Origin of the sequence: Burkholderia sp. RS01 (genome assembly GCF_039748055.1) — a bacterium.
Classification (GTDB): domain Bacteria; phylum Actinomycetota; class Actinomycetes; order Actinomycetales; family Micrococcaceae; genus Arthrobacter.
Genome location: NZ_JBDLAK010000003.1, coordinates 132,478 through 157,414 on the forward strand (window position 1 = coordinate 132,478; position 24,937 = coordinate 157,414).

20 protein-coding genes and 1 tRNA gene are annotated in these 24,937 nt (G+C 66.3%); 10 read left to right on the forward strand and 11 right to left on the reverse strand.

Going from position 1 to position 24,937, the window contains the following annotated elements; translation table 11 throughout:
• Positions 1 to 21 precede the first annotated feature (21 nt).
• Positions 22 to 3,834: a multifunctional oxoglutarate decarboxylase/oxoglutarate dehydrogenase thiamine pyrophosphate-binding subunit/dihydrolipoyllysine-residue succinyltransferase subunit gene (locus ABFP37_RS04410; RefSeq protein ID WP_078027957.1), complete on the reverse strand. Its 3,813-nt coding sequence runs from the start codon at positions 3,832 to 3,834 to the stop codon at positions 22 to 24.
• A 534-nt stretch (positions 3,835 to 4,368) separates the two neighbouring features.
• Here ABFP37_RS04410 and ABFP37_RS04415 point away from each other — a divergent pair.
• From ABFP37_RS04415 to ABFP37_RS04435, 5 genes are all read left to right on the forward strand, one after another.
• On the forward strand, positions 4,369 to 5,865 hold the full coding sequence (locus tag ABFP37_RS04415; RefSeq protein ID WP_347032839.1) for a hemolysin family protein: 1,497 nt from the start codon (positions 4,369 to 4,371) through the stop codon (positions 5,863 to 5,865).
• Positions 5,862 to 6,932, forward strand: coding sequence for a hemolysin family protein (locus tag ABFP37_RS04420; protein WP_347032840.1), 1,071 nt, complete (start codon positions 5,862 to 5,864; stop codon positions 6,930 to 6,932). Before ABFP37_RS04415 ends, ABFP37_RS04420 begins: the two co-directional genes overlap by 4 nt.
• 140 nt (positions 6,933 to 7,072) lie before the next feature.
• Positions 7,073 to 8,041, forward strand: a complete 969-nt coding sequence (locus ABFP37_RS04425) for a zinc ABC transporter substrate-binding protein (protein ID WP_347032841.1) — start codon at positions 7,073 to 7,075, stop codon at positions 8,039 to 8,041.
• Positions 8,038 to 8,853: a metal ABC transporter ATP-binding protein gene (locus tag ABFP37_RS04430; RefSeq protein WP_185982235.1), complete on the forward strand. Its 816-nt coding sequence runs from the start codon at positions 8,038 to 8,040 to the stop codon at positions 8,851 to 8,853. Before ABFP37_RS04425 ends, ABFP37_RS04430 begins: the two co-directional genes overlap by 4 nt.
• A complete protein-coding gene (locus ABFP37_RS04435) occupies positions 8,853 to 9,728 on the forward strand; it encodes a metal ABC transporter permease (RefSeq protein ID WP_347032842.1) in 876 nt (291 codons plus the stop codon). Before ABFP37_RS04430 ends, ABFP37_RS04435 begins: the two co-directional genes overlap by 1 nt.
• Here the strand turns inward: ABFP37_RS04435 and ABFP37_RS04440 are convergent.
• Positions 9,712 to 10,227, reverse strand: a complete 516-nt coding sequence (locus tag ABFP37_RS04440) for a Fur family transcriptional regulator (RefSeq protein ID WP_078027953.1) — start codon at positions 10,225 to 10,227, stop codon at positions 9,712 to 9,714. The two genes, ABFP37_RS04435 and ABFP37_RS04440, sit on opposite strands and share 17 nt — an antisense overlap.
• A 95-nt stretch (positions 10,228 to 10,322) precedes the next feature.
• On the opposite strand from ABFP37_RS04440, the gene ABFP37_RS04445 reads away from it, so the two are divergent.
• A complete protein-coding gene (locus ABFP37_RS04445) occupies positions 10,323 to 10,979 on the forward strand; it encodes an MBL fold metallo-hydrolase (protein ID WP_347032843.1) in 657 nt (218 codons plus the stop codon).
• Here ABFP37_RS04445 and ABFP37_RS04450 read toward each other — a convergent pair.
• Positions 10,976 to 12,058 (reverse strand): PLP-dependent cysteine synthase family protein, encoded by a 1,083-nt coding sequence (locus ABFP37_RS04450; RefSeq protein WP_347032844.1) that lies wholly within the window; start codon positions 12,056 to 12,058, stop codon positions 10,976 to 10,978. The two genes, ABFP37_RS04445 and ABFP37_RS04450, sit on opposite strands and share 4 nt — an antisense overlap.
• Before the next feature lie 134 nt (positions 12,059 to 12,192).
• On the opposite strand from ABFP37_RS04450, the gene ABFP37_RS04455 reads away from it, so the two are divergent.
• The 3 genes from ABFP37_RS04455 (at position 12,193) to ABFP37_RS04465 (ending at position 14,697) form a co-directional block, all read left to right on the forward strand.
• On the forward strand, positions 12,193 to 13,032 hold the full coding sequence (locus ABFP37_RS04455; protein WP_078027950.1) for a sulfurtransferase: 840 nt from the start codon (positions 12,193 to 12,195) through the stop codon (positions 13,030 to 13,032).
• Positions 13,033 to 13,093: 61 nt separating this feature from the next.
• On the forward strand, positions 13,094 to 14,272 hold the full coding sequence (locus tag ABFP37_RS04460; protein WP_347032845.1) for an NAD(P)-dependent alcohol dehydrogenase: 1,179 nt from the start codon (positions 13,094 to 13,096) through the stop codon (positions 14,270 to 14,272).
• Positions 14,269 to 14,697: an HIT family protein gene (locus ABFP37_RS04465; protein WP_078027948.1), complete on the forward strand. Its 429-nt coding sequence runs from the start codon at positions 14,269 to 14,271 to the stop codon at positions 14,695 to 14,697. Before ABFP37_RS04460 ends, ABFP37_RS04465 begins: the two co-directional genes overlap by 4 nt.
• A gap of 14 nt (positions 14,698 to 14,711) precedes the next feature.
• On the opposite strand, the gene hrpA is transcribed toward ABFP37_RS04465, so the two are convergent.
• Both hrpA and ABFP37_RS04475 read right to left on the reverse strand, forming a co-directional pair.
• Positions 14,712 to 18,665 (reverse strand): ATP-dependent RNA helicase HrpA, encoded by a 3,954-nt coding sequence (gene hrpA / locus ABFP37_RS04470; protein ID WP_347032846.1) that lies wholly within the window; start codon positions 18,663 to 18,665, stop codon positions 14,712 to 14,714.
• Between the two features lie 166 nt (positions 18,666 to 18,831).
• Positions 18,832 to 18,999 (reverse strand): hypothetical protein, encoded by a 168-nt coding sequence (locus ABFP37_RS04475; RefSeq protein WP_181038383.1) that lies wholly within the window; start codon positions 18,997 to 18,999, stop codon positions 18,832 to 18,834.
• Between the two features lie 81 nt (positions 19,000 to 19,080).
• Here ABFP37_RS04475 and ABFP37_RS04480 point away from each other — a divergent pair, with 81 nt between their 5' ends.
• Positions 19,081 to 20,049: a helix-turn-helix domain-containing protein gene (locus tag ABFP37_RS04480; protein ID WP_078027947.1), complete on the forward strand. Its 969-nt coding sequence runs from the start codon at positions 19,081 to 19,083 to the stop codon at positions 20,047 to 20,049.
• Between the two features lie 46 nt (positions 20,050 to 20,095).
• On the opposite strand, the gene ABFP37_RS04485 is transcribed toward ABFP37_RS04480, so the two are convergent.
• From ABFP37_RS04485 to ABFP37_RS04510, 6 genes are all read right to left on the reverse strand, one after another.
• On the reverse strand, positions 20,096 to 20,410 hold the full coding sequence (locus tag ABFP37_RS04485; RefSeq protein ID WP_347032847.1) for a protealysin inhibitor emfourin: 315 nt from the start codon (positions 20,408 to 20,410) through the stop codon (positions 20,096 to 20,098).
• Between the two features lie 63 nt (positions 20,411 to 20,473).
• Positions 20,474 to 21,517 carry a M4 family metallopeptidase gene (locus tag ABFP37_RS04490; RefSeq protein WP_078026721.1) on the reverse strand — a complete coding sequence of 348 codons (1,044 nt, stop codon included), beginning with the start codon at positions 21,515 to 21,517 and terminating at the stop codon, positions 20,474 to 20,476.
• A 114-nt stretch (positions 21,518 to 21,631) separates the two neighbouring features.
• Positions 21,632 to 21,704, reverse strand: a tRNA-Arg gene (locus ABFP37_RS04495).
• Positions 21,705 to 21,809: 105 nt separating this feature from the next.
• A complete protein-coding gene (locus ABFP37_RS04500; protein ID WP_347032848.1) occupies positions 21,810 to 23,369 on the reverse strand; it encodes a hypothetical protein in 1,560 nt (519 codons plus the stop codon).
• Positions 23,366 to 24,238 carry an FAD:protein FMN transferase gene (locus ABFP37_RS04505; RefSeq protein WP_347032849.1) on the reverse strand — a complete coding sequence of 291 codons (873 nt, stop codon included), beginning with the start codon at positions 24,236 to 24,238 and terminating at the stop codon, positions 23,366 to 23,368. Before ABFP37_RS04505 ends, ABFP37_RS04500 begins: the two co-directional genes overlap by 4 nt.
• A gap of 56 nt (positions 24,239 to 24,294) precedes the next feature.
• On the reverse strand, positions 24,295 to 24,768 hold the full coding sequence (locus tag ABFP37_RS04510) for an FMN-binding protein (protein ID WP_347032850.1): 474 nt from the start codon (positions 24,766 to 24,768) through the stop codon (positions 24,295 to 24,297).
• Positions 24,769 to 24,937 lie beyond the last annotated feature (169 nt).

A 24,937-nucleotide genomic window follows, 5' to 3' on the forward strand; every position in this document is an offset into this window, starting at 1 on the left:
TTCGGCCGGGCAGCTCCCCTGCTACTTGCGCGAGAATGCCTGCTTCAGGAGTGCATCCTGCTCGGCGGCGTGGCGCTTCATGGAGCCGGCAGCGGTTGATGCCGACGCCGGGCGGGAGACCAGGCGAACGTGGCGGTCCAGCGCCGCCGGGAGGTTCAGGCCCATGAACGGCCACGGACCCTGGTTCGCGGGTTCGTCCTGCGCCCACACCACTTCGGCGTTGGGGTACTTGGCCAGCTCGGCCTTGATTTCCTCCTGCGGCAGCGGGTACAGCTGCTCCACGCGGACGATCGCCGTCGTTGTATCGCCGGTCTTCTGCCGGGTGGACAGGAGATCGTAGTACAGCCGGCCCGAGACCAGGAGAACGCGTTCGACGGCGTCCGCCGGCAGCTGCTCATGGTCGCCGATGACGGGCCTGAAGCCGCCGTTGGTGAAGTCCTCCACGGACGAAGCGGCGGCCTTGAGGCGCAGCAGCTGCTTCGGGGTGAAGATGATCAGCGGCTTGCGCGGCCGGCTGTACGCCTGGCGGCGCAGAAGGTGGAAGTGCGATGCCGCGGTGGTGGGATTGGCCACGATCATGTTTTCCTCGGCACACATCTGCAGGAAACGTTCGATGCGGGCCGACGAGTGGTCGGGTCCCTGGCCCTCGTAGCCGTGCGGCAGCATCAGGACGAGCGACGAACGCTGACCCCACTTCTGCTCTGCGGAGGAGATGAACTCATCGATGATGGTCTGCGCGCCGTTGACGAAGTCGCCGAACTGCGCTTCCCACAGCACCAGGGCATCGGGACGCTCCACCGAGTAGCCGTATTCGAAGCCCATGGCCGCGTATTCCGACAGCAGGGAGTCGTAGATCCACAGCTTGGCCTGGTCGTCCGAGAGGTGGGCCAAGGGGGTCCACTCGTTACCGGTGGCGCGGTCGTGGAAGACGGCATGGCGCTGCACGAAGGTGCCGCGGCGGGAGTCCTGGCCGGCGAGCCGTACGGGGACGCCTTCCATGACGAGCGAACCGAAGGCCGCAAGCTCGCCGAAGCCCCAGTCGATGCCGCCCTCACGGGACATCTGCTCACGCTTCTCCAGGAGCTGCTTGAGCTTGGCGTGCACGGTGAAGCCCTCCGGAATGTCCAGATGGGCCTTGCCGATGCGGGCCAGGGTGTCCGTTGAAATGGCGGTGGACGCCGGAGCGTTCGTGCCGGAGTCGGACTGCTGCGCTTGGGGCCGCTCGATGTCGGAGACGGCCGCAGAGTCGGCGGTGATGATCGGGATGGGCGAGGTCTGCGCCGCATGGGTTTCGGCGAAGACACGCTCAAGGCGCTCCTGGTAGTCGCGGAGCAGCTGCTCTGCTTCTTCCTCGGTGATGTCCCCGCGGCCGATCAGCGACTCGGTGTAGAGCTTGCGGACCGAGCGCTTGGCCTCGATGAGGTTGTACATGAGCGGCTGCGTCATCGAGGGGTCATCGCCCTCGTTGTGGCCGCGGCGCCGGTAGCAGACCATGTCGATGACGACGTCCTTGTGGAACCGCTGACGGAACTCGTAAGCGAGCTGGCCGATGCGGACCACTGCTTCCGGATCGTCGCCGTTCACGTGGAACACCGGAGCCTGGATCATCTTGGCGACGTCCGTGGAGTAGGTGGACGAACGCGACGAGGACGGGGCGGTGGTGAACCCGACCTGGTTGTTGACCACGACGTGGATCGTTCCGCCCGTGCGGTAGCCCCGCAACTGGGAAAGGTTAAGCGTTTCGGCCACGACGCCCTGGCCGGCGAACGCTGCGTCACCGTGCACCATGATGGGCAGCACGGGGAAGGCCTCGCCCTCGTCCAGGCGGTCCTGCTTGGCCCGCACGATGCCCTCCAGCACGGAGTCAACCGCCTCGAGGTGCGAGGGGTTGGCAGCGAGGTAGACCTTGGTCTCCTTGCCGCTGTCCGAGGTGAACGTGCCTTCGGTGCCCAGGTGGTACTTGACGTCGCCGGAACCCTGCACGGAGCGGGGATCCTGCGTTCCCTCGAATTCGCGGAAGACCTGGGCGTAGGTCTTGCCGGCGATGTTGGTGAGCACGTTGAGGCGGCCGCGGTGGGCCATGCCGATGGCGACCTCGTCCAGGCCGTCGTCGGCGGCGTCGGAGATGATGGCGTCCAGCAGCGGGATCAGCGACTCGCCGCCCTCAAGCGAGAAGCGCTTCTGGCCGACGAACTTGGTCTGCAGGAAGGTCTCGAATGCCTCTGCGGCGTTGAGCTTGGAGACGATCCGGAGCTGCTCTTCACGGCTCGGCTTGGAATACGGGTGCTCCAGCTGGTCCTGGAACCACTTGCGCTCGGCCGGTTCCTGGATGTGCATGTACTCGATGCCCGTGGTGCGGCAGTACGCGTCGCGGAGCACGCCGAGGATGTCGCGGAACGCGAGCATGGGCTTGCCGCCGAAGCCGCCGGTGGGCCATTCCCGGTCCAGGTCCCACAGCGTCAGGCCGTAGGTGAGGACATCGAGGTCGGGGTGCTTGCGCTGGACGTACTCCAGCGGATCGGTGTCCGCCATGAGGTGGCCGCGCACGCGGTAGGAGTGGATGAGCTGCTGGATCCTGGCGACCTTGTTGATCTGGTCGGAGGGGTCCACCTGGAGGTCCGGGCTCCAGCGCACGGGCTCGTAGGGGATGCGCAGGGATTCGAAGATCTCGTCGTAGAAGTCCTGGGCGCCGAGCAGGAGCTGGTGGACCAGCTTGAGGAATTCACCGCTGCCTGCACCCTGGATGACGCGGTGGTCATAGGTGGATGTCAGAGTCAGCACCTTGCTGATGGCGTTGTGCGCGATGATCTTCTCGCTGGCGCCCTGGAATTCGGCCGGGTAGTCCAGCGCGCCGACGCCGATGATGGCGGCCTGGCCCTTGGAAAGGCGCGGAACAGAGTGGACCGTTCCGATGCCGCCCGGGTTGGTCAGGGAAACGGTGGTGCCGGCGTGGTCGTCCGCCGTCAGCTTGCCGCTGCGGGCCCGCTTGATGAGGTCCTCGTAGGTGTGCCAGAACTCGGAGAAGTTGAGCGTCTCCGCTTTCTTGATGTTCGGGACCATGAGCAGGCGCGTGCCGTCCGGCTTCGGCATGTCGATGGCGATGCCGAAGTTGACGTGGGCGGGCTGGACGGCAACAGGCTTGCCGTCCACCTCGTCGTAGTACACGTTCATGGAAGGGAACTGGGACAAGGCCCGGATGACGGCGTAGCCGATCAGGTGCGTGAACGAGACCTTGCCGCCGCGCGCACGGGCCAGGTTGGAGTTGATGACAACGCGGTTGTCGATCAGGAGCTTCGCCGGAATGGCGCGGACGCTGGTGGCGGTCGGCACCTCGAGGCTGGTGACCATGTTCGAGGCGATGGCCTTGGCCGGTCCGCGGAGGACGGAGACGACGTCTTCCTCGGGAGCGGTGGGGGCCTTGACGTTCTTCGGAAGCTGGGCCGGAATAGGCTGGGCGCCGGTGCCCGCCTCGGTCTTCTTCGCGCCGTCGCGGGCCACCGTCGCGGGGGCCTTCTTGGCGGGTGCGGCAGGGGCGGCGGCCGGCGACGTTGCCGGTGGTGCCGCAGGTGCCTGTCCCGCGGGGGCTGCAGTGGCCGGGGCCTTGGCAGGCACCGGCGGAGTAACAACGGGCATCTCGCGCGTCGCCGGATTGGCCGTCACACTCGGCACTCCGTTGGAAGTTGGGCCGCTGCCGCTGTCAAAGGATTCGAACAGGGGCCACCATTTAGCGTCGACCGTATTCTTGTCCTGCTGGTAACGCTCGTACAGTTCGTCAACGAGCCACTCGTTTCCGCCAAATTCCTCTGGTAGACGGTGGCTAGGCTGCTCTGGCACTTGAAATACGCCTCTTCCATGAGTTTGAATTCCCTCTGGTCGCCAAGGTGCCACGGCACAACAATCGAACCAGTTTCTGTGTCCTATGAACCCAGACCTCTGCCAGTCTAGTGACCGTTCCGGCTTAACTGCCAATAAGGGTGACTCAAATCATGTACCGGCCGAATTGTGGCCGGGGGGTGGCTAAAATCCGGGAGTCGGAGTGCTTTTCCGCCAGCCGTGAAGGCGGCTCCGGGCGCGCAATACGCACCACCGCGGGCGTCGCTGCTCCTGTAGACTGCAATTCTTATGGACAGTAAATCTAGGTGCCGGCCTGGGGGCTGTCAGCGGAGCAGAATCAGCCCCGCACAGCCCACCCGCAGAGCCGGCAAACCCCGTTCACGTTCCCGACAATGTCCGCCGCTTCACCTCGCCGGGACTTCCCGGGACACGGGCCAGGCCACGGCCGACCATCCTCCGCCTGGCAGTTTCACCGGCATTGCATCCCCCGCCAGCGGCGCGCGCTGGCCCCTCACCACCGCGGCAGGCCGCTAAATGGAATGGCTTCTTCTCGCGGCCGGGTTCCTGCTGATCTTGGGCACCGGTTTCTTCGTCGCCGTCGAATTTTCCCTGATAGCGCTTGACCAGCCCACGGTGCAGCGCGCCGTGGATGACGGCGACACCGCCGCAGTTCCGCTGCTCAAGTGCCTCAAATCCCTCTCCACCCAGCTTTCCAGCTGCCAGCTCGGCATCACCATGACAACCCTGCTGACCGGCTACGTCATGGAACCGTCGGTAGGCGCGCTGCTGAAGGCGCCGTTGGCCCTCATCGGCGTTCCGGAGGCGATGGCAGGATCAGTCTCCCTGGTACTCGCCATGGTGATCGCCACCCTGCTCTCCATGTTGCTCGGCGAACTGGTGCCAAAAAACATGGCGATCGCGCTGGCGTTCCGCGTCGGCCGGGCCCTCGCGCGGCCCCAGCTCATGTTCACCGCCATCTTCAAACCGGCGATCGTTCTCCTCAACGGGTTTTCAAACAAGGTCCTCAATGTCTTCGGCCTCGAAGCGAAAGAAGAAATCTCCGGGGCGCGGACGCCGGCCGAGCTTGCGTCCCTGGTGCGCAGGTCCGCGGCCATGGGAACCCTGGACGCGGGAACCGCCAACTTCATCGCCCGGACCTTGAACTTCTCCGGCCGCTCGGCTGCGGATGTGATGACCCCCCGCATCCGGGTGGAGACCATCAACGCGGACCAGCCGGTGTCGGACATCCTCGACGCCGCCCGCCGTACCGGCTACTCACGTTTCCCGGTGATCGGAGACTCGACTGACGATATCCGGGGGCTGGTGCACGTCAAGAAGGCGATTGCCGTCCCGTCGAACCGGCGATCCAAACTGGAGGCGGGTGCAATCATGACCGATGTTCTCCGGGTGCCGGAGACCATCCACCTCGATGCCCTGCTAGCCGAACTTCGGGAAGGCAACATGCAGCTCGCTGTCGTGCTGGACGAGTACGGCGGAACGGCAGGGATTGCCACACTGGAGGACCTCGTCGAGGAAATCGTGGGCGAAGTGGCCGACGAACACGACAAGGTCCGGCCCGGCCTGCTGCAGAGTGCCTCGGGCGACTGGTACTTCCCGGGCCTGCTGCGTCCGGATGAACTGTCCGAACAGATTCCCGGACTGAGTGTCCCGGATGAAGCGGCCTACGAAACGGTGGGCGGCTACGTCATGAGCGAGCTGGGGCGCATCGCCGCGGTAGGGGATGCCGTGAAGGTTGGCGGCGGAACCCTGAGCGTCACCCGCATGGACGGCCGCCGGATCGACCGGATCTGCTTCAAGCCGGACCGCGAACCTGCCGACGGCTCTGCGGAGAAGTCCGCTGCGGGGGAGTCCTCAGCAGAGAAGCCCTCCGCCGGGAACGGTTCCAGCCGGACCGGCTCCTCGCGGAACGGCTCATCCCGGAAGATGTCCCTGCGGAAGGGCCTGTCCCGGAACGCTTCGCCCAACAGCGCCTCGTCCAAGAACACGGCCACGAACGGAGGTGCGGCATGAGTGACTGGGCTGGGATTCTGTGGCTGGTGCTGCTGCTTATCGGCAACGCCTTCTTCGTGGCGGCCGAGTTTGCGGTCATGTCTGCACGCCGCAGCCAGATCGAGCCGCTGGCTGACTCCGGCTCACTTCGCGCCCAAACCACCTTGCGGGCCATGGAGAACGTTTCGTTGATGCTGGCCTGCGCACAGCTGGGCATCACGGTCTGTTCCCTGCTGATCCTGCTGGTTGCGGAACCGGCCATCCACCACCTGCTGGCTGTACCCCTCGCGGCACTTGGAGTGCCGATGGAAATCGCCGACGTCGCCGCGTTCGCGGTTGCGCTGATGGCTGTCACCTTCCTGCATGTGACCTTCGGGGAGATGGTGCCGAAGAACATTTCCGTCTCGGTCGCCGACAAGGCTGCCCTGCTCCTGGCTCCGCCGCTGATGTTCGTCGCCCGCCTCGTCAACCCGGTGATCGTTGCGCTGAACTGGTCCGCGAACCACATCCTCAAGCTCATGCGGATCGAGCCGAAGGACGAGGTCAACTCCTCCTTTACCCTGGAGGAGGTCCAGTCAATCGTGCAGGAATCCACCCGGCACGGGCTGGTGGATGACGACGCGGGCCTCATCACCGGTGCGCTCGAGTTTTCGGAGCACTCGGCCGCGGAGGTCATGGTTCCTTTGGAGCGGCTGGTCATGCTCAAGACCTCCGCAACCCCGCTGGAGTTTGAAAAGGCTGTCAGCCGGACCGGATTCTCCCGGTTCCCGATGGTGGACGAGGACGGAATGCTGGCCGGCTACCTGCACATCAAGGACGTGCTGTCGATTCCCGAATCGGGCTATCAGCATCCCATTGCCGAAAGCCGGATCCGGTCGCTGGCCAACCTCTCACGCGGCGATGAGATAGAAAATGCCATGTCCGTCATGCAGCGCACCGGCTCGCACCTGGCCCGCGTGATCGGACCCCACGGCCAAACGGAGGGCGTGTTGTTCCTCGAGGACGTGATCGAGCAGCTGGTGGGCGAGATCCGTGATGCCACGCAGGCCAAGGGGATACGCCGGCTGGGCGAGCCCGACGTCGAATAGCAAGGCGGGCGTACGCGGCGCCGGGGGACAGCACCCCTCGGCGCCGCCAGGTTCTAAATAGGAATCATTCCTATTTAGCGGTACACTCGGTACGGTTGCTGATCCCGCAAACTACCGTTCCCAGAACTGAGGTTTTCTCCGTGCGCATCACCGTCCGTACTTCCATCACCGCCGCCATTGCGGGTTTCGGCCTGCTGCTTACGGCCTGCGGAACGACGCCGGAGACTTCCGCACCGACTGCCGGCAACCGCATCCCCGTGGTCACATCGACCAACGTGTACGGCGAAATCGTTGAGTCCATCGGCGGCGACAAGGTCAACGTCACAGCCATCATTTCGCGGACCAGCCAGGACCCCCACTCGTACGAGGCCAGCGCCCAGGACAGGCTGGCCATTTCCAAGGCCAAGCTGGTGCTGGAAAACGGCGGCGGCTACGACGACTTCGTCCACACGATGGCCGACGACAACAACATCCCGCATGACAGCATCATCAGCGCCGTGGAAGTGTCAGGGCTGGCCCCCGCCGCTGACAGCACACCCTCTGCGACGGCCGAAAGCGGCCACAGTCATGACCACGGTGATTTCAACGAACACGTCTGGTACAGCCCGCAGGCGATGTCCCGCCTTGCCGACGCGGTGGCCGCCAAGCTGGGAACCATCGACCCCGGGTCGTCTGCTGACTTCAAGGCAAATGCCGCTTCCTTCAAGTCAGGACTGACGGAACTCGAAGGCAAGCTCGCCGCCATCAAGAAGGCCCGCGCCGGGTCCAGCGTTGCCGTAACTGAACCGGTGCCGCTGTACCTGCTCGAAGCTGCCGGACTCGATAACCGCACCCCGGCCGAATACACCGCCGCCATCGAAGAGGGCACCGACGTATCGCCCGCAGTCCTGAAGGCCGCCACGGCACTGGCAGCCTCGCCGGACACCAGGCTGCTGGCGTACAACGAGCAGACGGACGGCCCGCAGACCGAGGCCCTCAAGAATGCGGCCACGGCCGCGGGCACCCCCGTCGTGAATTTCAGCGAGACCTTGCCCGACGGCAAGACGTACCTGCAGTGGATGGCGGACAATGTGGCTAACATCAGCAAAGCCCTGGAGAGCAAGAATTGACCCCAGTAATCAGCCTGCGCAAAGCTTCCCTCAAGTTTGGTAAGCGGGCGCTCTGGGAAGACCTGGACCTGGACATCAAGCCCGGGGAATTCTTTGCGGTCCTCGGCCCCAATGGCAGCGGCAAGACCAGCTTCCTCAAGGTGCTCTTGGGCCTCCAAGAACTCCACTCCGGGAGCGCAACCCTGGGGGGCCACCCGGTGGAACGCGGGAGCCGGATGATCGGCTACATCCCGCAGCAGAAACCCTTCCTTCCGGACACCCCCATGCGGGCCCGGGACCTTGTGGGTCTCGGTGTTGACGGCCACCGCTGGGGCATCCGGCTCGGGAACGCCAAGGCCAACCGCCGGATTGACGAGCTCCTGGACCTCGTGGGCGCAAGTGACTACGCCAAGGTGCCGGTCGGGCAGCTGTCAGGCGGGGAGCAGCAAAGGCTGCGCATAGCCCAGGCTCTCGCGACGGATCCCAAGGTGCTGCTCTGTGACGAGCCGCTGCTGTCGCTGGACCTGCACCATCAGCAGGCGGTCAGCGCACTCATCAACAAGCAATGCCACGAGCAAAAGAGCGCCGTGGTCTTCGTGACGCATGAAATCAATCCGATCATTGACTACGTCGACAGGGTCCTCTACCTGGCCGGAGGCCGGTTCAGCGTGGGCACTCCGCACGAGGTCATGACCACCGACGTCCTGTCCGAGCTTTACGACAGCCACGTGGAAGTGATCCACGCGAACGGCCGGATCGTCGTCGTCGGACTCCCTGACGCCACCACCCACCATCACGACGAGGCGCACGCCGCCGCGGCGGAGGGGGCCTGATGGATCCGGACGGCATCCTGCACTCGGTGTTCAACTTTGAAAACTACGGTGAACTGCTGGTCCTGGTCCAGAACTCGCTCTGGGCCGGCGCCGTGCTTGGCCTGCTCGGCGGCCTGGTGGGCACCTTCGTGATGAAGCGCGACCTGGCGTTTGCCGTCCACGGCATCTCCGAACTTTCGTTTGCCGGAGCAGCCTTCGCGCTGCTCATCGGGGCCGACGTCGTGTTCGGTTCGCTGATCGGTTCGGTGGCCGCCGCGCTCCTCCTGGGCCTGATGGGCGTGCGCGCCCGGGACAAGAACTCCATCATCGGCGTGATCATGCCGTTCGGCCTGGGCCTCGGCATCCTGTTCCTGTCACTCTATGAAGGCCGTGCGGCCAACAAGTTCGGCCTCCTGACCGGGCAGATCGTGTCCGTGGACACCGTGCAGCTGCAGGTTCTGGCCGGCACCGCGGTGGTGGTCATGGCTGCGCTGTGCGCCATCTGGCGGCCGCTGAGCTTCGCCAGCGTCGATCCCGAACTCGCGGAGGCGCGCGGCGTCCCGGTGCGGTCGCTGGCGCTGGCCTTCATGGTGCTCCTGGGCGTCAGCGTTGCCCTGTCGATCCAGATTGTCGGCGCCCTGCTTGTTCTTGCCCTGCTGATCACCCCCGCGGCGGCGGCCCTGAGGGTGACGTCGTCGCCCCGTTTGGTGGTGCTCCTGAGCGTGGTGTTCGCCGTGGCCGCCACAGTGGGCGGCATCCTCCTGGCACTCGGCGGGCGCATCCCCATCAGCCCCTACGTGACCACGCTGTCGTTCCTGATCTACGTGGTTTGCCGGGTGATCGGAAGCATCCGGGCGAAGCGCGGGCTCAACGGCAGGGTTATGCGGACTGCGTAGTGCTGCCCGTAGACGCGGTTCCCAAGGTTGCTCCGGAAGCGGTGCCGGCCTTGCGCGCCGAGCAGTCCGGGCAGAGGCCGTAAATCTCCACGGTGTGCGCCACTTCGGTGAAACCGTGCTCCTGCGCGGTCCGCGCGGCCCAGGTTTCGACGGCGGGCGCTTCCACTTCCACGGCCTTGCCGCAGTTCCGGCACAGGAGGTGGTGATGGTGCACCGTCACCGCACACCGGCGGTAGACGGCCTCGCCGTCGCCGTTCCGCAGCACGTCCGCCAGCCCTTCATCCGCCAGTGACTGCAGGATCCGGTACGCGGTGGCCAGGGAGACCGAAACGCCTTTGTTCTGGAGTATCCGGTAAAGCTCCTGGGTGCTGACGAAATCGTCAAGGTCGTCAAGTGCGGCGCTGACGGCCAGCCGCTGCTTGGTGACACGCTGCTCTTTGCCGCCCGCTGCCGCCGAAGGGGTCAGCGGCCTGCCGTCAGCGCTGGCGCCGTGTGGCATGAATGGACTCGCTTCGCTAAGGGGTGTTGGCAATATACAAGATTACCAGCCGGAGGCCCGTGGACACGGATCGGCGGGATCCCTAGGCTGGCGGGATGAAGCTGACAAAATTCACGCACGCGTGCGTCCGGCTGGAAAAGGACGGGCGGGTCCTGGTGCTGGATCCCGGGACGTTCTCGGAGTCCGCCGAAGCGCTGGACGGTGCGCACGCAGTACTCATCACGCACGAGCACGCGGACCACATCGACGTCGCGGCCGTGGTGTCGGCGCTGGAAGGCAACGCCGAGCTGGAGCTCTACGCGCCGGAGGGCGTGGCCGAGAACCTGCGGACGGAAACACCCGGCGCCGCATCACGGGTGCATGCCGTGGAGCCGGGAACGTCCTTCGACGCCGGCGGATTCGCCATCCGCAGCTTCGGCGGGCAGCACGCCCTGATCCACCCGCACGTCCCGGTGGTGGCCAACATCGGCTACTTGGTCGACGAAAACGTGTACCATCCCGGCGACTCGTTCATCATTCCTGACGGCATCAGCGTGCAGACGCTCCTGGTGCCGGTCCACGCGCCCTGGAACAAGGTGAGCGAGGTGGTGGACTTTGTCATCGGCGTCCGCGCGCCGCGGGCATTCCCCATCCACGACGGGCTGCTTAACCGCACGGGCCTGGACCTTGTGGAGGGCCACGTCAAGAGGCTGGGCGCCAAGTACGGCACAGAGTTTGCCCACCTCTCCAGCCGTGAATCCGCGGACGTCTAAGGGTTCCAGACGCCGGTCCCGAAGAACTCGCTGATGGTCCCCTCATGCGGCTCGGGATCCAGCCCCTGCGCCGCCAGCCACGCCGGGCTGTAGTAGCTGCCCGCATAGCGGTCACCGCCGTCGCACATCAGTGACACGACGCTGCCCCGCTCACCGTCGGCGACCATCTGCGCAATCAGCTGCCAGACGCCCCACAGGTTGGTGCCCGTGGACGGCCCGGCATGAAGGCCGGCCAGGGCGTGGAGGTGCCGCATCGCCGCGACCGAAGCGGCATCGGGCACCTGGATCATGTGGTCGATCACGGCGGGCACGAAGCTGGGCTCCATCCGCGGCCGGCCGATGCCCTCGATCCGGGAGGGAAGGCCGGTGCTGTAGCCGGCCGACCCGCTGCGCCAGCCCGGATAGAAAGCCGAATTCTCCGGGTCCACCACGGCCAGGGACGTGTCATGGCGGTGATACCGGAGGTACCGCCCGATCGTGGCGCTCGTCCCGCCCGTCCCCGCGCCCACCACGATCCACCGCGGAACGGGGTGCTCCTCGAGAGCCAGCTGCTGGAAGATGGACTCGGCGATGTTGTTGTTTCCGCGCCAGTCCGTGGCGCGCTCGGCATAGGTGAATTGGTCCATGTAATGGCCCTTGCTCGAGGCGGCCACGTCCGCGGCGGCGGCGTAGACCTCCGAAGCATGATCCACCAGCAGGCAGGCGCCGCCGAACTGTTCGATCAGCGCAATCTTTTCGGGGCTGGTGGTGCGTGTCATGACGGCGATGAAGGGGAGGCCCAGCAGCTGCGCGAAGTAGGCTTCGGAGACCGCCGTGCTGCCGCTGGACGCCTCCACGATCGTGGTGCCTTCGGTGATCCAGCCGTTCACCAGGCCAAACAGGAACAGGGAGCGGGCCAGCCGGTGCTTAAGGCTTCCCGAGCGGTGCGTGGATTCATCCTTGAGGTAAAGCTGGACACCCCAGTGCTCCGGCAGCGGTACGGAATAGAGGTGGGTGTCCGCCGAGCGGTTATTTTCCGCATTGATCTTGCGGACGGCTTCGTCCGCCCAAGCCCGGTTCCTGTTGACTGCACTGTTCACCGAATCAGCCTACCGGTGCAGGGGCCGCCCGGGAGCTGGAGCTGCCCGGTGCCACTGTTGTCCCGGTGCCGGTGCTCCCCGGCGCTAGAGTTGAACCTGCCGGCCGCCGTCGATCCAAGCCAAAGGAGATTTTGATGGGAACCCTCATTGACGTGTCCGCGCTGAACGCCCGGATAGCGTCCGGGCAGCGCACGGTGCTGCTGGATGTCCGCTGGGCGCTCGGTGACCCCGAGGGCCGCGGCCACTACCTCAGGGAACACATTCCGGGCGCCGTGTACGTGGACCTTCCCACCGAACTGGCGGAACCCGCGGAGCCGGCCCGGGGGCGGCATCCGCTGCCGCCGGCCGCAAAGCTGCAGGAAGCCGCGCGGCGCTGGGGCGTCTGTGAAGGTGACACCGTGGTCGCCTACGACGATGCCGGCAACACGTCGGCCGCCCGCCTGTGGTGGATGCTCCGGAACGCCGGCTTCACGGCCGTTTACCTGCTCGACGGCGGCCTGCCCGCCTGGCGCCGTGCCGGGCTGCCGCTCGAGGACGGCCTTGAGCCGGCGGCCCCGGGCGACGTGACGCTCGCGGACGCCCGCATGCCGGTGATCGACGCCGGGAAAGCCGCCGAATGGGCTGCGCACGGTGTGTTGCTGGACGCGCGTGCCGGCGAGCGGTACCGCGGCGAGATAGAGCCGGTTGACCCGCGGGCAGGCCACATCCCCGGAGCAGTCAGCGCTCCCACCACCGGAAACCTGGATGACGGCGGCCGCTTCCTGCCGGCGGAGGAGCTCCGGCTCCGCTTCGCGGGCCTCGGAGTCGACGCGACCACGCCGACGGCGGTGTACTGCGGCAGTGGCGTGACTGCCGCCCACGAGATCGCGGCCCTGGAAATCGCCGGCATCTCCGCGGCGCTCTTCCCGGGATCCTTCTCCGAGTGGTCCAACGATGCGTCCCGGCCGGTGGCCACGGGTGAGCAGCCAGGATGACCCGCGCGGGCCGGCCCGGCGCGACTGGTACTGTTCCGGCCACGCGGGGTAGCGTCGACGTATGACTCCTGGACGCCCCGTACCGCCGCCGCTTGCCCTGAAGATTCCCCTGGAGGACGGTGCCGCCGAACAGGTGGCCGGCGGAGGTGCGGCCCCCGGGGAGGGGCTCCTGGCCGCCGCCCGCGGGGCAGCGTCCAGCACCGGCGGCCTCGTGCCGCTGACAGTGGCCCGGCGTGCCCCCAAAGCCGACGACGTTGAAATTGCCATTGAGTTCTGCGGCCTCTGCCACTCGGACGTCCATGCCACCCGCGGGGAGTGGGGCTCCCAGAACTACCCGCTGGTGCCCGGGCACGAGATTGTGGGCCGGGTCAGCCGGGTGGGGTCCGCCGTCGACGATTTTTCGCCGGGAGATTTGGTGGGCGTGGGGTGCCTGGTGGACTCCTGCCGCGAGTGTGAGAGCTGCCTGGAAGGACTGGAGCAGTACTGTGAGCCGGGCATGACCGGTACCTACGGTGCGAAGGACGCCCGCAACGGCGATGCCGTCACGCAAGGCGGCTACGCAACGTCAATCGTCGTGGACCGCCGCTATGTGCTGCGCGTGCCGGAAAACCTGGACCCCGCCGCAGCGGCGCCGCTGCTCTGCGCGGGCGTCACCACGTTCTCGCCGCTCCGCCACTTCGGTGTTGAGGAAGGCGACGTGGTCGGCGTGGTGGGCCTGGGCGGGCTGGGCCACATGGCGGTCAAGCTGGCCAAGGCCATGGGTGCGCGGGTGCTGGTCTTCACCACCTCGGAGTCCAAGGTTTCGGCCGCGCTGGAACTGGGGGCCGACGGCGTCATCCTGTCCCGCGACGAGGACGCGATGGCGGCCGCGAACCGCAGCATCGACCTGATCATCGACACCGTGGCCGCCCCGCACGATCTCAACCCGTTCTTCCGCACGCTGCGCCGGGACGGGGCGCTGTTCCAGCTGGGGCTGCCCTCCGAAGCCATGCCTCCGGTCAACCCCGGTGCGCTGATCAGGCGGCGGATCGCGTACGCCGGTTCGCTGATCGGCGGCATTGCGGAGACGCAGGAGATGCTTGACTTCTGCGCGGAACACGGCGTCGTGTCGGAGATCGAGATTGTCGGAGCGGACCAGCTCAACCACGCCTATGACCGGATGGTCGCCGGCGACGTCAAGTATCGTTTCGTCCTGGACATATCCACCCTGCAGGCACCGGCGGAAAGGGCTGACGCATGAGCACGCTATTCACCAAGATTCTCAACGGGGAAATCCCCGGCCGGTTCGTCTGGCGCGAGCCGGATGTTTCCGCGTTCCTGACCATGGGCCCGCTGGCTGATGGTCATACGCTCGTGGTGCCCACCGAGGAAGTGGACCGCTGGACAGACGCCTCGCCGGAAACGCTCGCCCGGGTCATGGAAGTGGCGCGCCGCATCGGCGCCGTGCAGGTGGACGTTTTCGGTGCCGCCCGGGCGGGCCTCATCGTGGCCGGCTACGAGATCAACCACATGCACGTCCACGTGTGGCCGTCCAACAGCATGGCTGATTTCGACTTCGCGTCCGCGGAGCACAACCCGGATCCCGCACGGCTGGACGCCAACGCCGAAAAGCTCCGCACCGGACTCCGCGGCGCCGGATACGCGGACTTCGTGCCGGCGGCATAGGCGGCGTACTGGGGCTAGGCCGCCAGGGCCTTGTTCAGCACGGCGCGGATCCGCTTCTCCGAGACGGAATAAGCGGTGCCGAGTTCGACGGCGAACAGGCTCACCCTGAGTTCTTCGAGCATCCACCGCACCTGGGTGAGCTCAGCGCCGGCACGGCGCCCGGGCAGCAGGGCTGACACGGCGTCGTCGTATTCGTCTTCGAGCCGCTGCACAGCCGCCATATTGAGCCCATCGCGCTGGACGTTTCCGGGCAGCTTCTCGAGCCGCTTTTCAATGGCGGCGAGGTAGCGGGGCAGCTGGCTCAGCTGTGCATACCCCGTGCGGGCCACAAAACCGGGAAACACCAGCTGCTCGAGCTGGCTGCGGACGTCATTGAGCGCGCTGATGAGCGCCAGGCTGGTGGTGCTCTTGAGCTGCTTTTCGATCCGGCGCGTGCTGGCCAGGATGCGTTCCACCACGGCGGTGACACTGAAGACGGTGTCAATCAGCTCCGCGCGCACCTGCTCGTAGAGGGCGTCGAAGGAGGGCCTGTCCCATGGGAGTTCCGGGGGCGTGAGCTTATCCACTGCCGCGAGGGCGCAGTCGGCAATGAGGGCCGACACCGATCCGTGCGGGTTCTGGCTGAAGGTCAGTTTCTCCGTGTTGTTCAGGTGCTCCAGGACGTAGCGGTCCGGCGCCGGAACCCGCAGGGCCAGGAGGCGGATGACGCCGCCGCGCATGGCTTCCTGCTGCTCGGACGCGGACTGGAAGACGCGCAGGGCCACGGACGCCCCTTCGTCCACGAGTCCGGGGTAGCCGGTCACGGTGTGGCCCTTGACGGTGACGCTGACTTGGCGCTGCACCGCGCCGAAAGACCACTCTGTCAGGCCGGACTGTTCGGCGAATCCCGTGGGAACAGACGGGCCGCCGCTCTGGCCGGCCGCCTGCGGCGTGCCCTTTTTCGAGGTCCGCGGCGCGGCGGTGGCGGGCGTGGCTCCCAGGGATTCGGCGATGGCGCGCCGAGTGGCGGGTGCCAGCCGTTCCTGGAGGGCTTCCAGGTCTTTGCCTTCGTCCAACACCTTGCCGCGGCTGTCCACCACCTTGAAGCTCACGCGGAGGTGAGACGGGACCGCGTCCCAGTTCCAGGAGCCGGGCGGAATGACGTGCCCGCGGATCCGGCGAAGCACCAGCTCCAGGGACTGCTCAAGATCGTCGTCGGCGGGATCGAAATCGGCCTCCAGCGCGGCCACCGCCTGCCTGGCGACGTCCGGGGCCGGCACGAAGTTCTTGCGGATCTGCTTCGGCAGCGACTTGATGAGCGCGGTGACCAGCTCCACGCGCTGTCCGGGGATCAGCCAGCGGAATGCGGCATCATCGAGCTGGTTGAGGAACAGGACGGGCACCTCCGCGGTGACGCCGTCCGAGGGATTCGGCGGAGAACCCGGTGCCACAGGGTGGAACTCGTAGCTGAGGGGCAGCTCGAAGCCTTTGTGCAGCCAGGTTTTCGGATAGGCGGATTCGTCGAGGGCGTCGGCGTCGTCGCTCAGGAGCAGCGACTGGTCGAAGTCCAGCAGCGCCGCGTCCTGCTGCCGGGCTTCCTTCCACCACTTGTCAAAGTGCCGCTCCGAAACGACGTCCTTGCCTACCCGGGCGTCGTAGAACTCAAAGAGGGTTTCGTCGTCCACGAGCAGGTCGCGCCGGCGCATCCTCGCTTCGAGCTCCTCCACTTCCTGCAGGAGCGCGCGGTTGCGGTGGAAGAACTTGTGGTGGGTTTTCCAGTCGCCTTCAACCAATGCATGGCGGATGAAGAGTTCCCGGGCCAGGACGGGGTCGACCTTGCCGTAGTTGATGCGCCGCTGCGCAACGATGGGCACGCCGTAGAGGGTGACCTTCTCGTAGGCCATGACCGAACCCATTTTGGTGGACCAGTGCGGTTCACTGTAGCTGCGCTTAACGAGGTGCGGGGCTGCCTGCTCCGCCCAGGCCGGCTCGAACTTGGCGGCTACCCTGGCCCACAGCCTGCTGGTTTCCACCAGTTCCGCGGCCATGACGAACGTGGGTGACTTCTTGAAGAGCGCCGAGCCGGGGAAGATGGCGAAGCGGGTGCCGCGGGCTCCGGCGTATTCGCGTTTGCGTTCGTCGAGGATTCCGATGTGGCTCAGGAGCCCGGACAACAGGCTGATGTGGATGCCCTCGTAATTGCCCACCGGGTCCGCCTGCCGCTTGTTGTCCAGGCTGATGCCGAGCGGGCGGGCAAGCTGCCGGAGCTGCGCGAAGAGGTCCTGCCATTCGCGGACCCTCAGGTAGTTGATGAACTCGTTCCGGCAGAGCCTGCGGAACTGCGTGGACGAGAGTTCCTGCTGTTTTTCCTGGATGTAGTTCCAGAGGTTCAGGAAGCCCGTGAAGTCCGAGTTCTCATCGCGGAAGCGGGCGTGCTTCTCGGAGGCCAGCTGCTGCTTGTCCGTGGGGCGTTCGCGCGGGTCCTGGATGGTGAGGGCGGCCGCCAGGATCATGACCTCCCGGACGCAGCCAAGTTTTCCGGCCTCGACAATCATCCGGCCCAGCCGCGGGTCGACCGGAAGCTGCGCCAGTTTCTGCCCGACGGCGGTAAGCCCGCCGCCGTTGCGGCCCGAACCGTTGCCGCCCGCATCGGCGGTGCCGTCGCCTGCCCGTGCGGCGCTCAGGGCGCCGAGCTCCCGGAGCAGTGTGACGCCGTCGTTGATGGCGCGCGAGTCCGGCGGCTCGACGAACGGGAAGTTCTCGATGTCCTTGGGGCCGCGCGCCACGCCCATGGCTGTCATCTGCAGGATGACGGCCGCCAGGTTGGTGCGCAGGATCTCCGGGTCCGTGTAAAGGGGCCGGGACTCGAAGTCCTCCTCGGAGTAGAGCCGGATCGCGATGCCGTCCGACACGCGGCCGCAGCGGCCGGAGCGCTGGTTAGCCGATGCCTGCGAAACCCGCTCGATCGGCAGGCGCTGCACTTTTGTCCGGTGCGAGTAGCGCGAGATGCGGGCCGTTCCGGTGTCAACGACGTACTTGATGCCGGGCACCGTCAGGGAGGTCTCGGCAACGTTGGTGGCCAGTATGATCCGCCGTTTGCTGCCCGGGTTGAAAACGCGGTGCTGTTCCTGCAGGCTCAGGCGGGCAAAGAGCGGCAGCACTTCGGTGCCGGCCAGGCGCCGGTTGGACTGGATCCTGGCGTTCAGGGCTTCCGCGGCGTCCCGGATTTCGCGCTCGCCGGAGAAGAAGATGAGGATGTCGCCCGGTGCCTCCAGGGCCAATTCGTCGACGGCGTCGCAGACGGCGTCGAGCGGGTCCCGGTCCTCCTCGAGTTCGTCGTCGGACGCGTCCGCATCGTCACCGGTGGCGCCGCCTGCCGGCTGGGACAGCGGCCGGTACCGGATTTCCACCGGGAAGGTCCGGCCGGAGACTTCGATGATGGGGGAGGGATCCTCGTCGCTGCCGAAGTGCTTCGCGAACCGCTCCGGGTCGATGGTGGCGGAGGTGATGATCACCTTCAGGTCCGGGCGCTGGGGCAGGATCCGCTTGAGGTAGCCGAGGATGAAGTCGATGTTGAGGCTGCGTTCGTGGGCCTCGTCAATGATGATGGCGTTGTATTTGCGCAGTAGCTTGTCCCGCTGGATCTCCGCCAGCAGGATGCCGTCGGTCATCAGTTTGACCTTGGTGGAACGGCTGACCTCGCCAGTGAACCGGACCTGGAAGCCCACTTCCTGGCCGAGCTCGACGCCGAGTTCGAAGGCAATGCGCTCTGCCACGGTGCGGGCAGCCAGGCGCCTCGGCTGCGTGTGGCCGATCAGGCCGTTGTCTGCCAGGCCCAGTTCCAGGCACATCTTCGGAATCTGCGTGGTTTTTCCGGAGCCGGTTTCACCGGCAATGATGGTCACCTGGTTGGCGGCTATGGCGGCCATCAGGTCCTCGCGGCGCTCGGAGACCGGCAGCTCGGCGGGGTAGGAGATATGAAGAGTCATGGCTGGATCCAGTCTACTTGGAACTGTCAGCACGCCACGGCTTTCGAAACGGGCTGCCGGACCCCTACACGTCATAACAGAAGGAGGGACCGGGCTCGAATAGAGCCTGGTCCCTCTTGCCGGTTTTGGGTGGGTGGACGGTGGTGGTGTTCGTATCCGCGTGCAACTAGATGATGCGCGTGGTGTAGCTGCTGCTGGGCAGGTCCAGTGCTGACCAGTCCCGGATCGAATACTCGGGAGGGGTGTGGCCGCGTCCGTCCCGAAGAACGGCGGTGAACGTGGCAGCTACCGAGATGAGGACCAGGACTACGAGGGCGATTCCGAAGATTTCCATAGCTCCATGGTTCTCTTCCGGCAGATCAGAAAGAAGTGGCAGAAATGCCTAAAAAGGGAAAATTTCTGCCACAATAGATACATGCTTAAGTCAGTAGCCCTGATCACGGTTCCGCACTTCTCGATCTTCGAGTTCGGCACTGCTTTTGAAGTGTTCGGCATTGACAGATCGGACCGGCGAACCGGTGTACCGCAGTTTGATTTCCGGGTCTGCACTCCCGTTCCCGGGGATATCCCGCTCAAGTCGGGCCTCACCATGAACGTCAGCCGCGGACTGGAGGCGGCGGCAGATGCCGACCTCGTCATCATGGCGCCTTACGGCCGCGAGGAGGACGTTTCCGAAGAAGTGCTCGAGGCGCTACGGTCGGCCCACGAGCGAGGCGCGTGGGTGATGTCCATCTGCTCCGGAGCGTTTGCGCTGGCCCGCGCCGGCCTTCTCGACGGACGCCGTTGCACCACGCACTGGCACTATTCGGGTGACCTCGCCGCGCAGTTCCCGAAGGCCCTGGTGGATGAAAACGTCCTTTATGTCCAGGACGGCCGGATCATCACGAGCGCCGGAACGGCGGCGGGCATCGATGCCTGCCTGCACCTGGTCCGGGTCGAGTTCGGCGCCGCAGTGGCGGCCGCAATAGCCCGGGACATGGTGGTTCCTCCGCACCGTGACGGCGGCCAGGCCCAGTTCATCGACCGCCCCATGCCTGAATGCGGCTCGCAGCCCATGGAGGAATTGCTGCGGTGGATGGTCCAGAACCTGGATGACGAACATCCCGTCCAAGAACTGGCGGCCCGCGTGCACATGTCGCCGAGGACCTTCGCCCGCCGGTTCCGCGCCGAGACGGGCGCCACCCCGGCGGCCTGGCTCAATTCCCAGCGGGTGCTGCGGGCCCAGGAGCTCCTGGAGTCCACCGAACTGAACATCGATGAAGTGGCGAGGCAGTCCGGATTCGGCCACCCGGTGCTGCTCCGTCACCATTTCGCCAAGGTGCTGGACACCAGCCCGCAGTCCTACCGCCGGGCGTTCCGCGGCCAGCTGGCGCCGGCGGGCTAGGAACGGAATCCGGCCAGGAACGGAATCCGGCCAGGCCGGAATCCGGCTAGGTGCGGAATCCGCCCCGGGCGCTTCCGTGTGGCGAATCTTCTGCCGCAGCCCTGGCAGTGTCCACCAGTACGCGCCACGGACCGGTCACGGCCCTTTCCGGGAGCGTGGCGCGGTGTTCGCCGGCTCGGATGGAATACATGAACAGGTCGGGCTGCCCGTCCTGAATCTGCCGGGAGTCAGGAACGGCATCCCACGGGCAGGCCTCGACGATGGGCCGCCAGTGGCTCCGGTCGCTGGTCGTCGTGGCTTGCACGGTCCAGGTACGGGTCATCCCCGCGATCCCTCCGCTGCGCTCCACTGTGATCTTCATGGCAAGCTTCCTGGGTTTCAGCGGCTGCCGGGAGGAGGACTGGCCCGCCCTCCCGGCGGTCAGCTAGAGCTTTACCTTCACAGTTTCCCACGCCTTGCGCACCGCGTCATGCTCCGCCGAGTCGGCACCGAACAGTTCCAGCGCCGATGCCGCCGTGGCCTTGGCAAACGCGCTGAATGTGGCCTTGGGGGGGAGGGATCCGCCCGTCAGTGTGTCGTACCAGATCTGTCCCGGCGCCTCCCACGCATTGCCGCCCAAGGCCAGCGCCACGAGGCAGAACGCCCGGTTGGGGATGCCGGAGTTGATGTGGACGCCGCCGTTGTCGGCGCTGGTGCGGACGTAAGAGTCCATGGAATCAGGCTGCGGGTCCTTGCCCAGGACGTCGTCGTCGTATGCGGTCCCGGGAGCTTTCATGGAGCGCAGGGCCGAGCCTTCGACCTGAGGCGTGAAGAGGCCTTCGCCGATCAGCCAGCTGGCCTCGGCGGAGGACTGCTTCCGGACATACTGTTCAACCAGGGCACCGAAAACGTCGGAGACGGACTCGTTGATGGCGCCGGCCTGGTTCCGGTAGGCGAGCCCGGCCGAAAACTGGGTCACGCCGTGGGCCAGCTCATGGCCGATCACGCTGATGGACCGCGTGAAGCGTTCGAAGATTTCGCCGTCGCCGTCCCCGAATACCATTTGCTGGCCGTCCCAAAAGGCGTTGTCATACAGCTTGCCGAAGTGGACCGTGGCCTTCAGCGGCATTCCAAGCCCGTCGATGGAATTCCGGCCGAAGACGTCGGCGTACAGGCTATGCGTATGGCCCAGGCCGTCGTAGGCCTCGTCAGCGGCAGGATCGCCGGCGGGTGCCTCGCCTTCCTTGCGGACGAGCTGGCCGGGGAGCGACTCGCCGGACTTGGCGTCGAAGACGGATCTGTCGACGGGGCCCGGCTGCGGCTGGCGCATGCCCGGGGGAGGCTGGGGCGTCGTGGCCGCGCGGGCAGCCTGAACGGTCCGGACGTGAAGCAGGGCCTCCTTGGCTGCCCGGGCCACGGCCGAGAGACGCGGGGAATCCTGCGCAGCCAGGCGTCGCAGCAGGTAGGGCGGAACGATTGAGCAGAACATGCAAGTCAGCCTACGAGCGGACACCGACAATTCTCTTCAGGCGCACTGAGGAGAGGGTTTCACTCCAGATGCGGAAAACCCCGCCACTTCCTTGAAGTGACGGGGTTATTTCTGTGCCCTCGATAGGATTCGAACCTACGACCTTCTGCTCCGGAGGCAGACGCTCTATCCCCTGAGCTACGAGGGCAGTCAGGGATCCTGCCGTTCCCGGCGGACGTCCTAGAGCTTAGCAGGAAGGTGGGCCTGAATGGAAAACCGGCGCGGGCCCGCGGCGCGTGTCAGCACCGGGCCGTCAGTAACCCGCGAACGAGTCCACATGGATCCGCCGCGCGCCGGCCTGCCGTGCCGCCCGCCGCAGGGAGCCCACGCTGGCCGGTGAACCCGAAACAAAAACCTGGCGACGGGCAATGTCGGGGACCAGGCGCTGCAGCGACTGGCCGTCCAGCCTCGCGCCGGACCCTCCGACTGCGCCGCCGTCCTCAATGAAGTCCGGGGGAGCCGATCCGTCGGCAAGCCGGGCGATGATGCGTGCTCCGGAGTCCTTCAGCTCCGCCGCATAGGCGAGCTCGGAGGCGTTGCGGGCGAGGTAGAGCAGGATGACGTCCCGCTCCTCGGCCGAGCCGTCGGAGAGGTGCGCAAGATACGGCGTGATGCCAATTCCCGCGGCGATCAGCAGGACGGGGCCGTTGGATCGTCGCGGCAGGACAAAATCCCCTGCCACCGTGGTGGCCGTGAGTTCATCCCCGGGCTGGAGCGCCAGGAGTTTCTGCTTGGCTGCCGAGAGGGGTTCGGCAGTGCCCACGCCGATCTTCACATGCCGCGCAGCGGGGGGACTCGTCAGGCTGAAGACCCGGCGTCGGCCTTTTCCGTCCGGCTTGGCATGCGGGAGGTCCAGTTCCAGGTACTGGCCGGGGGCGTGGCGGAGGGGGCGCCGCGGTTCGAAGACAAATTCCGTCGTCGTCGGCGTGAGCTGGCGCGAGTGTGTGAACAGCAGCCGGACGCTTCCGCGCTGACCGGCCAAAAAGGCAAGCAGGTTGCCGGCCAGCAGCGCCAGCTCGGGGGAGTTCGCGACGATGCCGAAGTTGAAGGGGGTGGCGAACAGGACTCCGACGACGGCGGCCAGCACCAGCTGCTGCCAGCGCCGCGGAGGCAGCGTCAGCGGTTCGGTGAGCATGAACCCGACGAAGAAAATGACGGGGCTCTGCGCCAGGGGCTGCCAAACGGCCCCGCCCGGGTCCACTCCCGACTGCAGGAGCCCGGCCGCGACAATGGACGTGGCCACGGCGGTGAAGACTGCGGCCATCAGCATTTTCCGAGTCCGGTAGAGCACCAGGAGCACCCCGGGAACCAGCAGCCACAGCATCGCCGGGGTCCCCGCCCACCATGTGGCGATGTTCAGCCCGGTCAGGCCCGTGATGAACGCCCCCGCTGCTGCCGGATTGAAAATATGCCGGCCGCGCCACGCAAGCGCATATTTTGAGGCGGACGCGAGCACGCAGGCCAGGGCCACGCCGGCAAGGTCCACGGCGGTGAACGTCGGCCCGAACTGGGTGGGCCAGAACAGGAAGTAGAGCAGCAGCCCGGTGATCAGGGATGACTCGGAATGCGGGCGGACTCGGAAGAGGGCGGCCAGTGCCCGGTTCGAGGCATAGGTCAGCCCCACGCACAGCGTCAGGTGGGCGAGGAGGTGGGGAATGCCGAACGTCAGCCAGCCAAGGGCGTCGAGGACAAGGCTGTAGGCGGCCAGGATGGCCAGGACCATCAGCACCAGCCGGTACATGGTGAATCTGCCCAGAAAGGCATCCACCGCAGTGGCCGGCGAGGTCCGCTCCGGGGAGGTCGTGGAACTCATGCGAACAGTGCCCCTTCGAATTCCGCGGAGTACTCCGCGCTGCCGTTGGAAAAAACCTTAAGCCAGGAAAAACGGAAATGGCGCTCCAGCACCTCGCCGGGGACGAAGAACAGGGCCGTGGCCAGGGCATCGGCCTCCAACGCGGTTCCGGCCATGGCCCAGGTGGCCACGACCGTCCGGACCGGGACCCCGGTGGTGCCGTCCAGGACATGGTGAAGGCCGTCACCCCACGCACGGCGGTTAGACGCCGAGGCGCACAGGGCGCCGGTGCCGAGCGCCACAATGCCGATCGCCTTGCTTGAGTCGTAGGGATGCTCGAGCGCCACGGTCACCGGGGGGCTTCCGCTGTTCAGGAGGTCGCCGCTCGCGTCGATGACGAACTCGTTGACGCCGTGGCCCCGCAGCACGTCGGCCAGGAGGTCCACCAACTGGCCCTTTCCTGCCGCCCCGATGTCCAGCACTACGGGCGTTTTGGCGGTCACTGAGGTTCCCCGCCATTCCAGGACATCATCCCAGGCAGGCGGTGGCGTGGCGGCGCCGCGTGGCCGGAGGGAATAGTCCGGCCCGTACCCCAGCTGCTCCAGGCTTCCGCCGATGAGCGGGGTCATGGCGCCGTTGCTCAAGGCGTACAGGATCCGGTAAAGCGGTGCCAGGGCCCCGGCTTCGGCCGGAAACTCGAAATGCCCGGTCCGCGCGGACATCCGGGACACGAGCGAATCGCCGCGGAACCGGGACCAGGTGGAGTCGTAGCGCTCCACCTCGGCGAGCACGTGGCTGCGAGGTCCGGGTCCCAGGGGTGCGGGAGTGGAAATCTCCCAGCTGGTTCCGATTCCGTCAAAGTTGAAGTTGTGCCAGCCTGCGTGCGGCATGGGCTCTCCTTTGCCTGCGGTTCAAAGTCGTGTCTCCCATGCCGCCCCGCAGCTTCCTACAGTGCCTGGGACTTGATCTCTTCGACTGCCTGGTTGAAGCCGCCGCTGGTCAGGGATGACCCTGCCACCTTGGAGACCTTGATCTCATCGAGGCTCTTGCCCACCACCTGTTCCGCGATTCCGCTCGCGAACTCGCCCTGGAACTTGCGCGTGTTCGGGTTGGACGGGTGCTCGGTGATCTCGACGGCGGTCACGGTGCCGTTGGCCAGCGTCAGCTGCACGCCCACGGTTTCCGTGCCGTTCGGGGATTTGTAGGTGCCGTCGGCCTTGTAGGTGCCGTCTTTGTAGCTTGCACCGGACGACGCCAGTGCGGTGGACGACGAGCCGGATGCGGCTGTGGCCGACGATTCGGGGGACTGGCTTTCCTGGGCGGCGGGCTGTTGGGCCGAAGGCGCGCATCCCGCCACCGTGCCGGCAAGGGACAGTCCGGCGATGCCGGCGTAGACGCTTTTGCGGACCGAAGAATTCACGGTGTCTCGTTTCGTTTGTACGGGCACTTACCGGGTGCAAGACGCTCAAATCAGGCTAAGCGTTCACACTGTGAATTTCCCTACTCTTAGCTGTGACGACGAGGGGCCCGGTGAGGGGACCCGGGTCCCCTCCGGATTCCGCTACAGGGCGGGGCCCCCGGTAGTCTAG

Bases quoted from the DNA above. Each gene is read 5' to 3' on its own strand.
- ABFP37_RS04415 (WP_347032839.1), top strand. From the start codon at position 4,369: ATGGAATGGCTTCTTCTCGCGGCCGGGTTCCTGCTGATCTTGGGCACC.
- ABFP37_RS04420 (WP_347032840.1), top strand. From the start codon at position 5,862: ATGAGTGACTGGGCTGGGATTCTGTGGCTGGTGCTGCTGCTTATCGGC.
- ABFP37_RS04435 (WP_347032842.1), top strand. From the start codon at position 8,853: ATGGATCCGGACGGCATCCTGCACTCGGTGTTCAACTTTGAAAACTAC.
- ABFP37_RS04440 (WP_078027953.1), bottom strand. From the start codon at position 10,227: ATGCCACACGGCGCCAGCGCTGACGGCAGGCCGCTGACCCCTTCGGCG.
- ABFP37_RS04445 (WP_347032843.1), top strand. From the start codon at position 10,323: ATGAAGCTGACAAAATTCACGCACGCGTGCGTCCGGCTGGAAAAGGAC.
- ABFP37_RS04455 (WP_078027950.1), top strand. From the start codon at position 12,193: ATGGGAACCCTCATTGACGTGTCCGCGCTGAACGCCCGGATAGCGTCC.
- ABFP37_RS04460 (WP_347032845.1), top strand. From the start codon at position 13,094: ATGACTCCTGGACGCCCCGTACCGCCGCCGCTTGCCCTGAAGATTCCC.
- ABFP37_RS04465 (WP_078027948.1), top strand. From the start codon at position 14,269: ATGAGCACGCTATTCACCAAGATTCTCAACGGGGAAATCCCCGGCCGG.
- hrpA (WP_347032846.1), bottom strand. From the start codon at position 18,665: ATGACTCTTCATATCTCCTACCCCGCCGAGCTGCCGGTCTCCGAGCGC.
- ABFP37_RS04475 (WP_181038383.1), bottom strand. From the start codon at position 18,999: ATGGAAATCTTCGGAATCGCCCTCGTAGTCCTGGTCCTCATCTCGGTA.
- ABFP37_RS04480 (WP_078027947.1), top strand. From the start codon at position 19,081: ATGCTTAAGTCAGTAGCCCTGATCACGGTTCCGCACTTCTCGATCTTC.
- ABFP37_RS04485 (WP_347032847.1), bottom strand. From the start codon at position 20,410: ATGAAGATCACAGTGGAGCGCAGCGGAGGGATCGCGGGGATGACCCGT.
- ABFP37_RS04490 (WP_078026721.1), bottom strand. From the start codon at position 21,517: ATGTTCTGCTCAATCGTTCCGCCCTACCTGCTGCGACGCCTGGCTGCG.
- ABFP37_RS04500 (WP_347032848.1), bottom strand. From the start codon at position 23,369: ATGAGTTCCACGACCTCCCCGGAGCGGACCTCGCCGGCCACTGCGGTG.
- ABFP37_RS04505 (WP_347032849.1), bottom strand. From the start codon at position 24,238: ATGCCGCACGCAGGCTGGCACAACTTCAACTTTGACGGAATCGGAACC.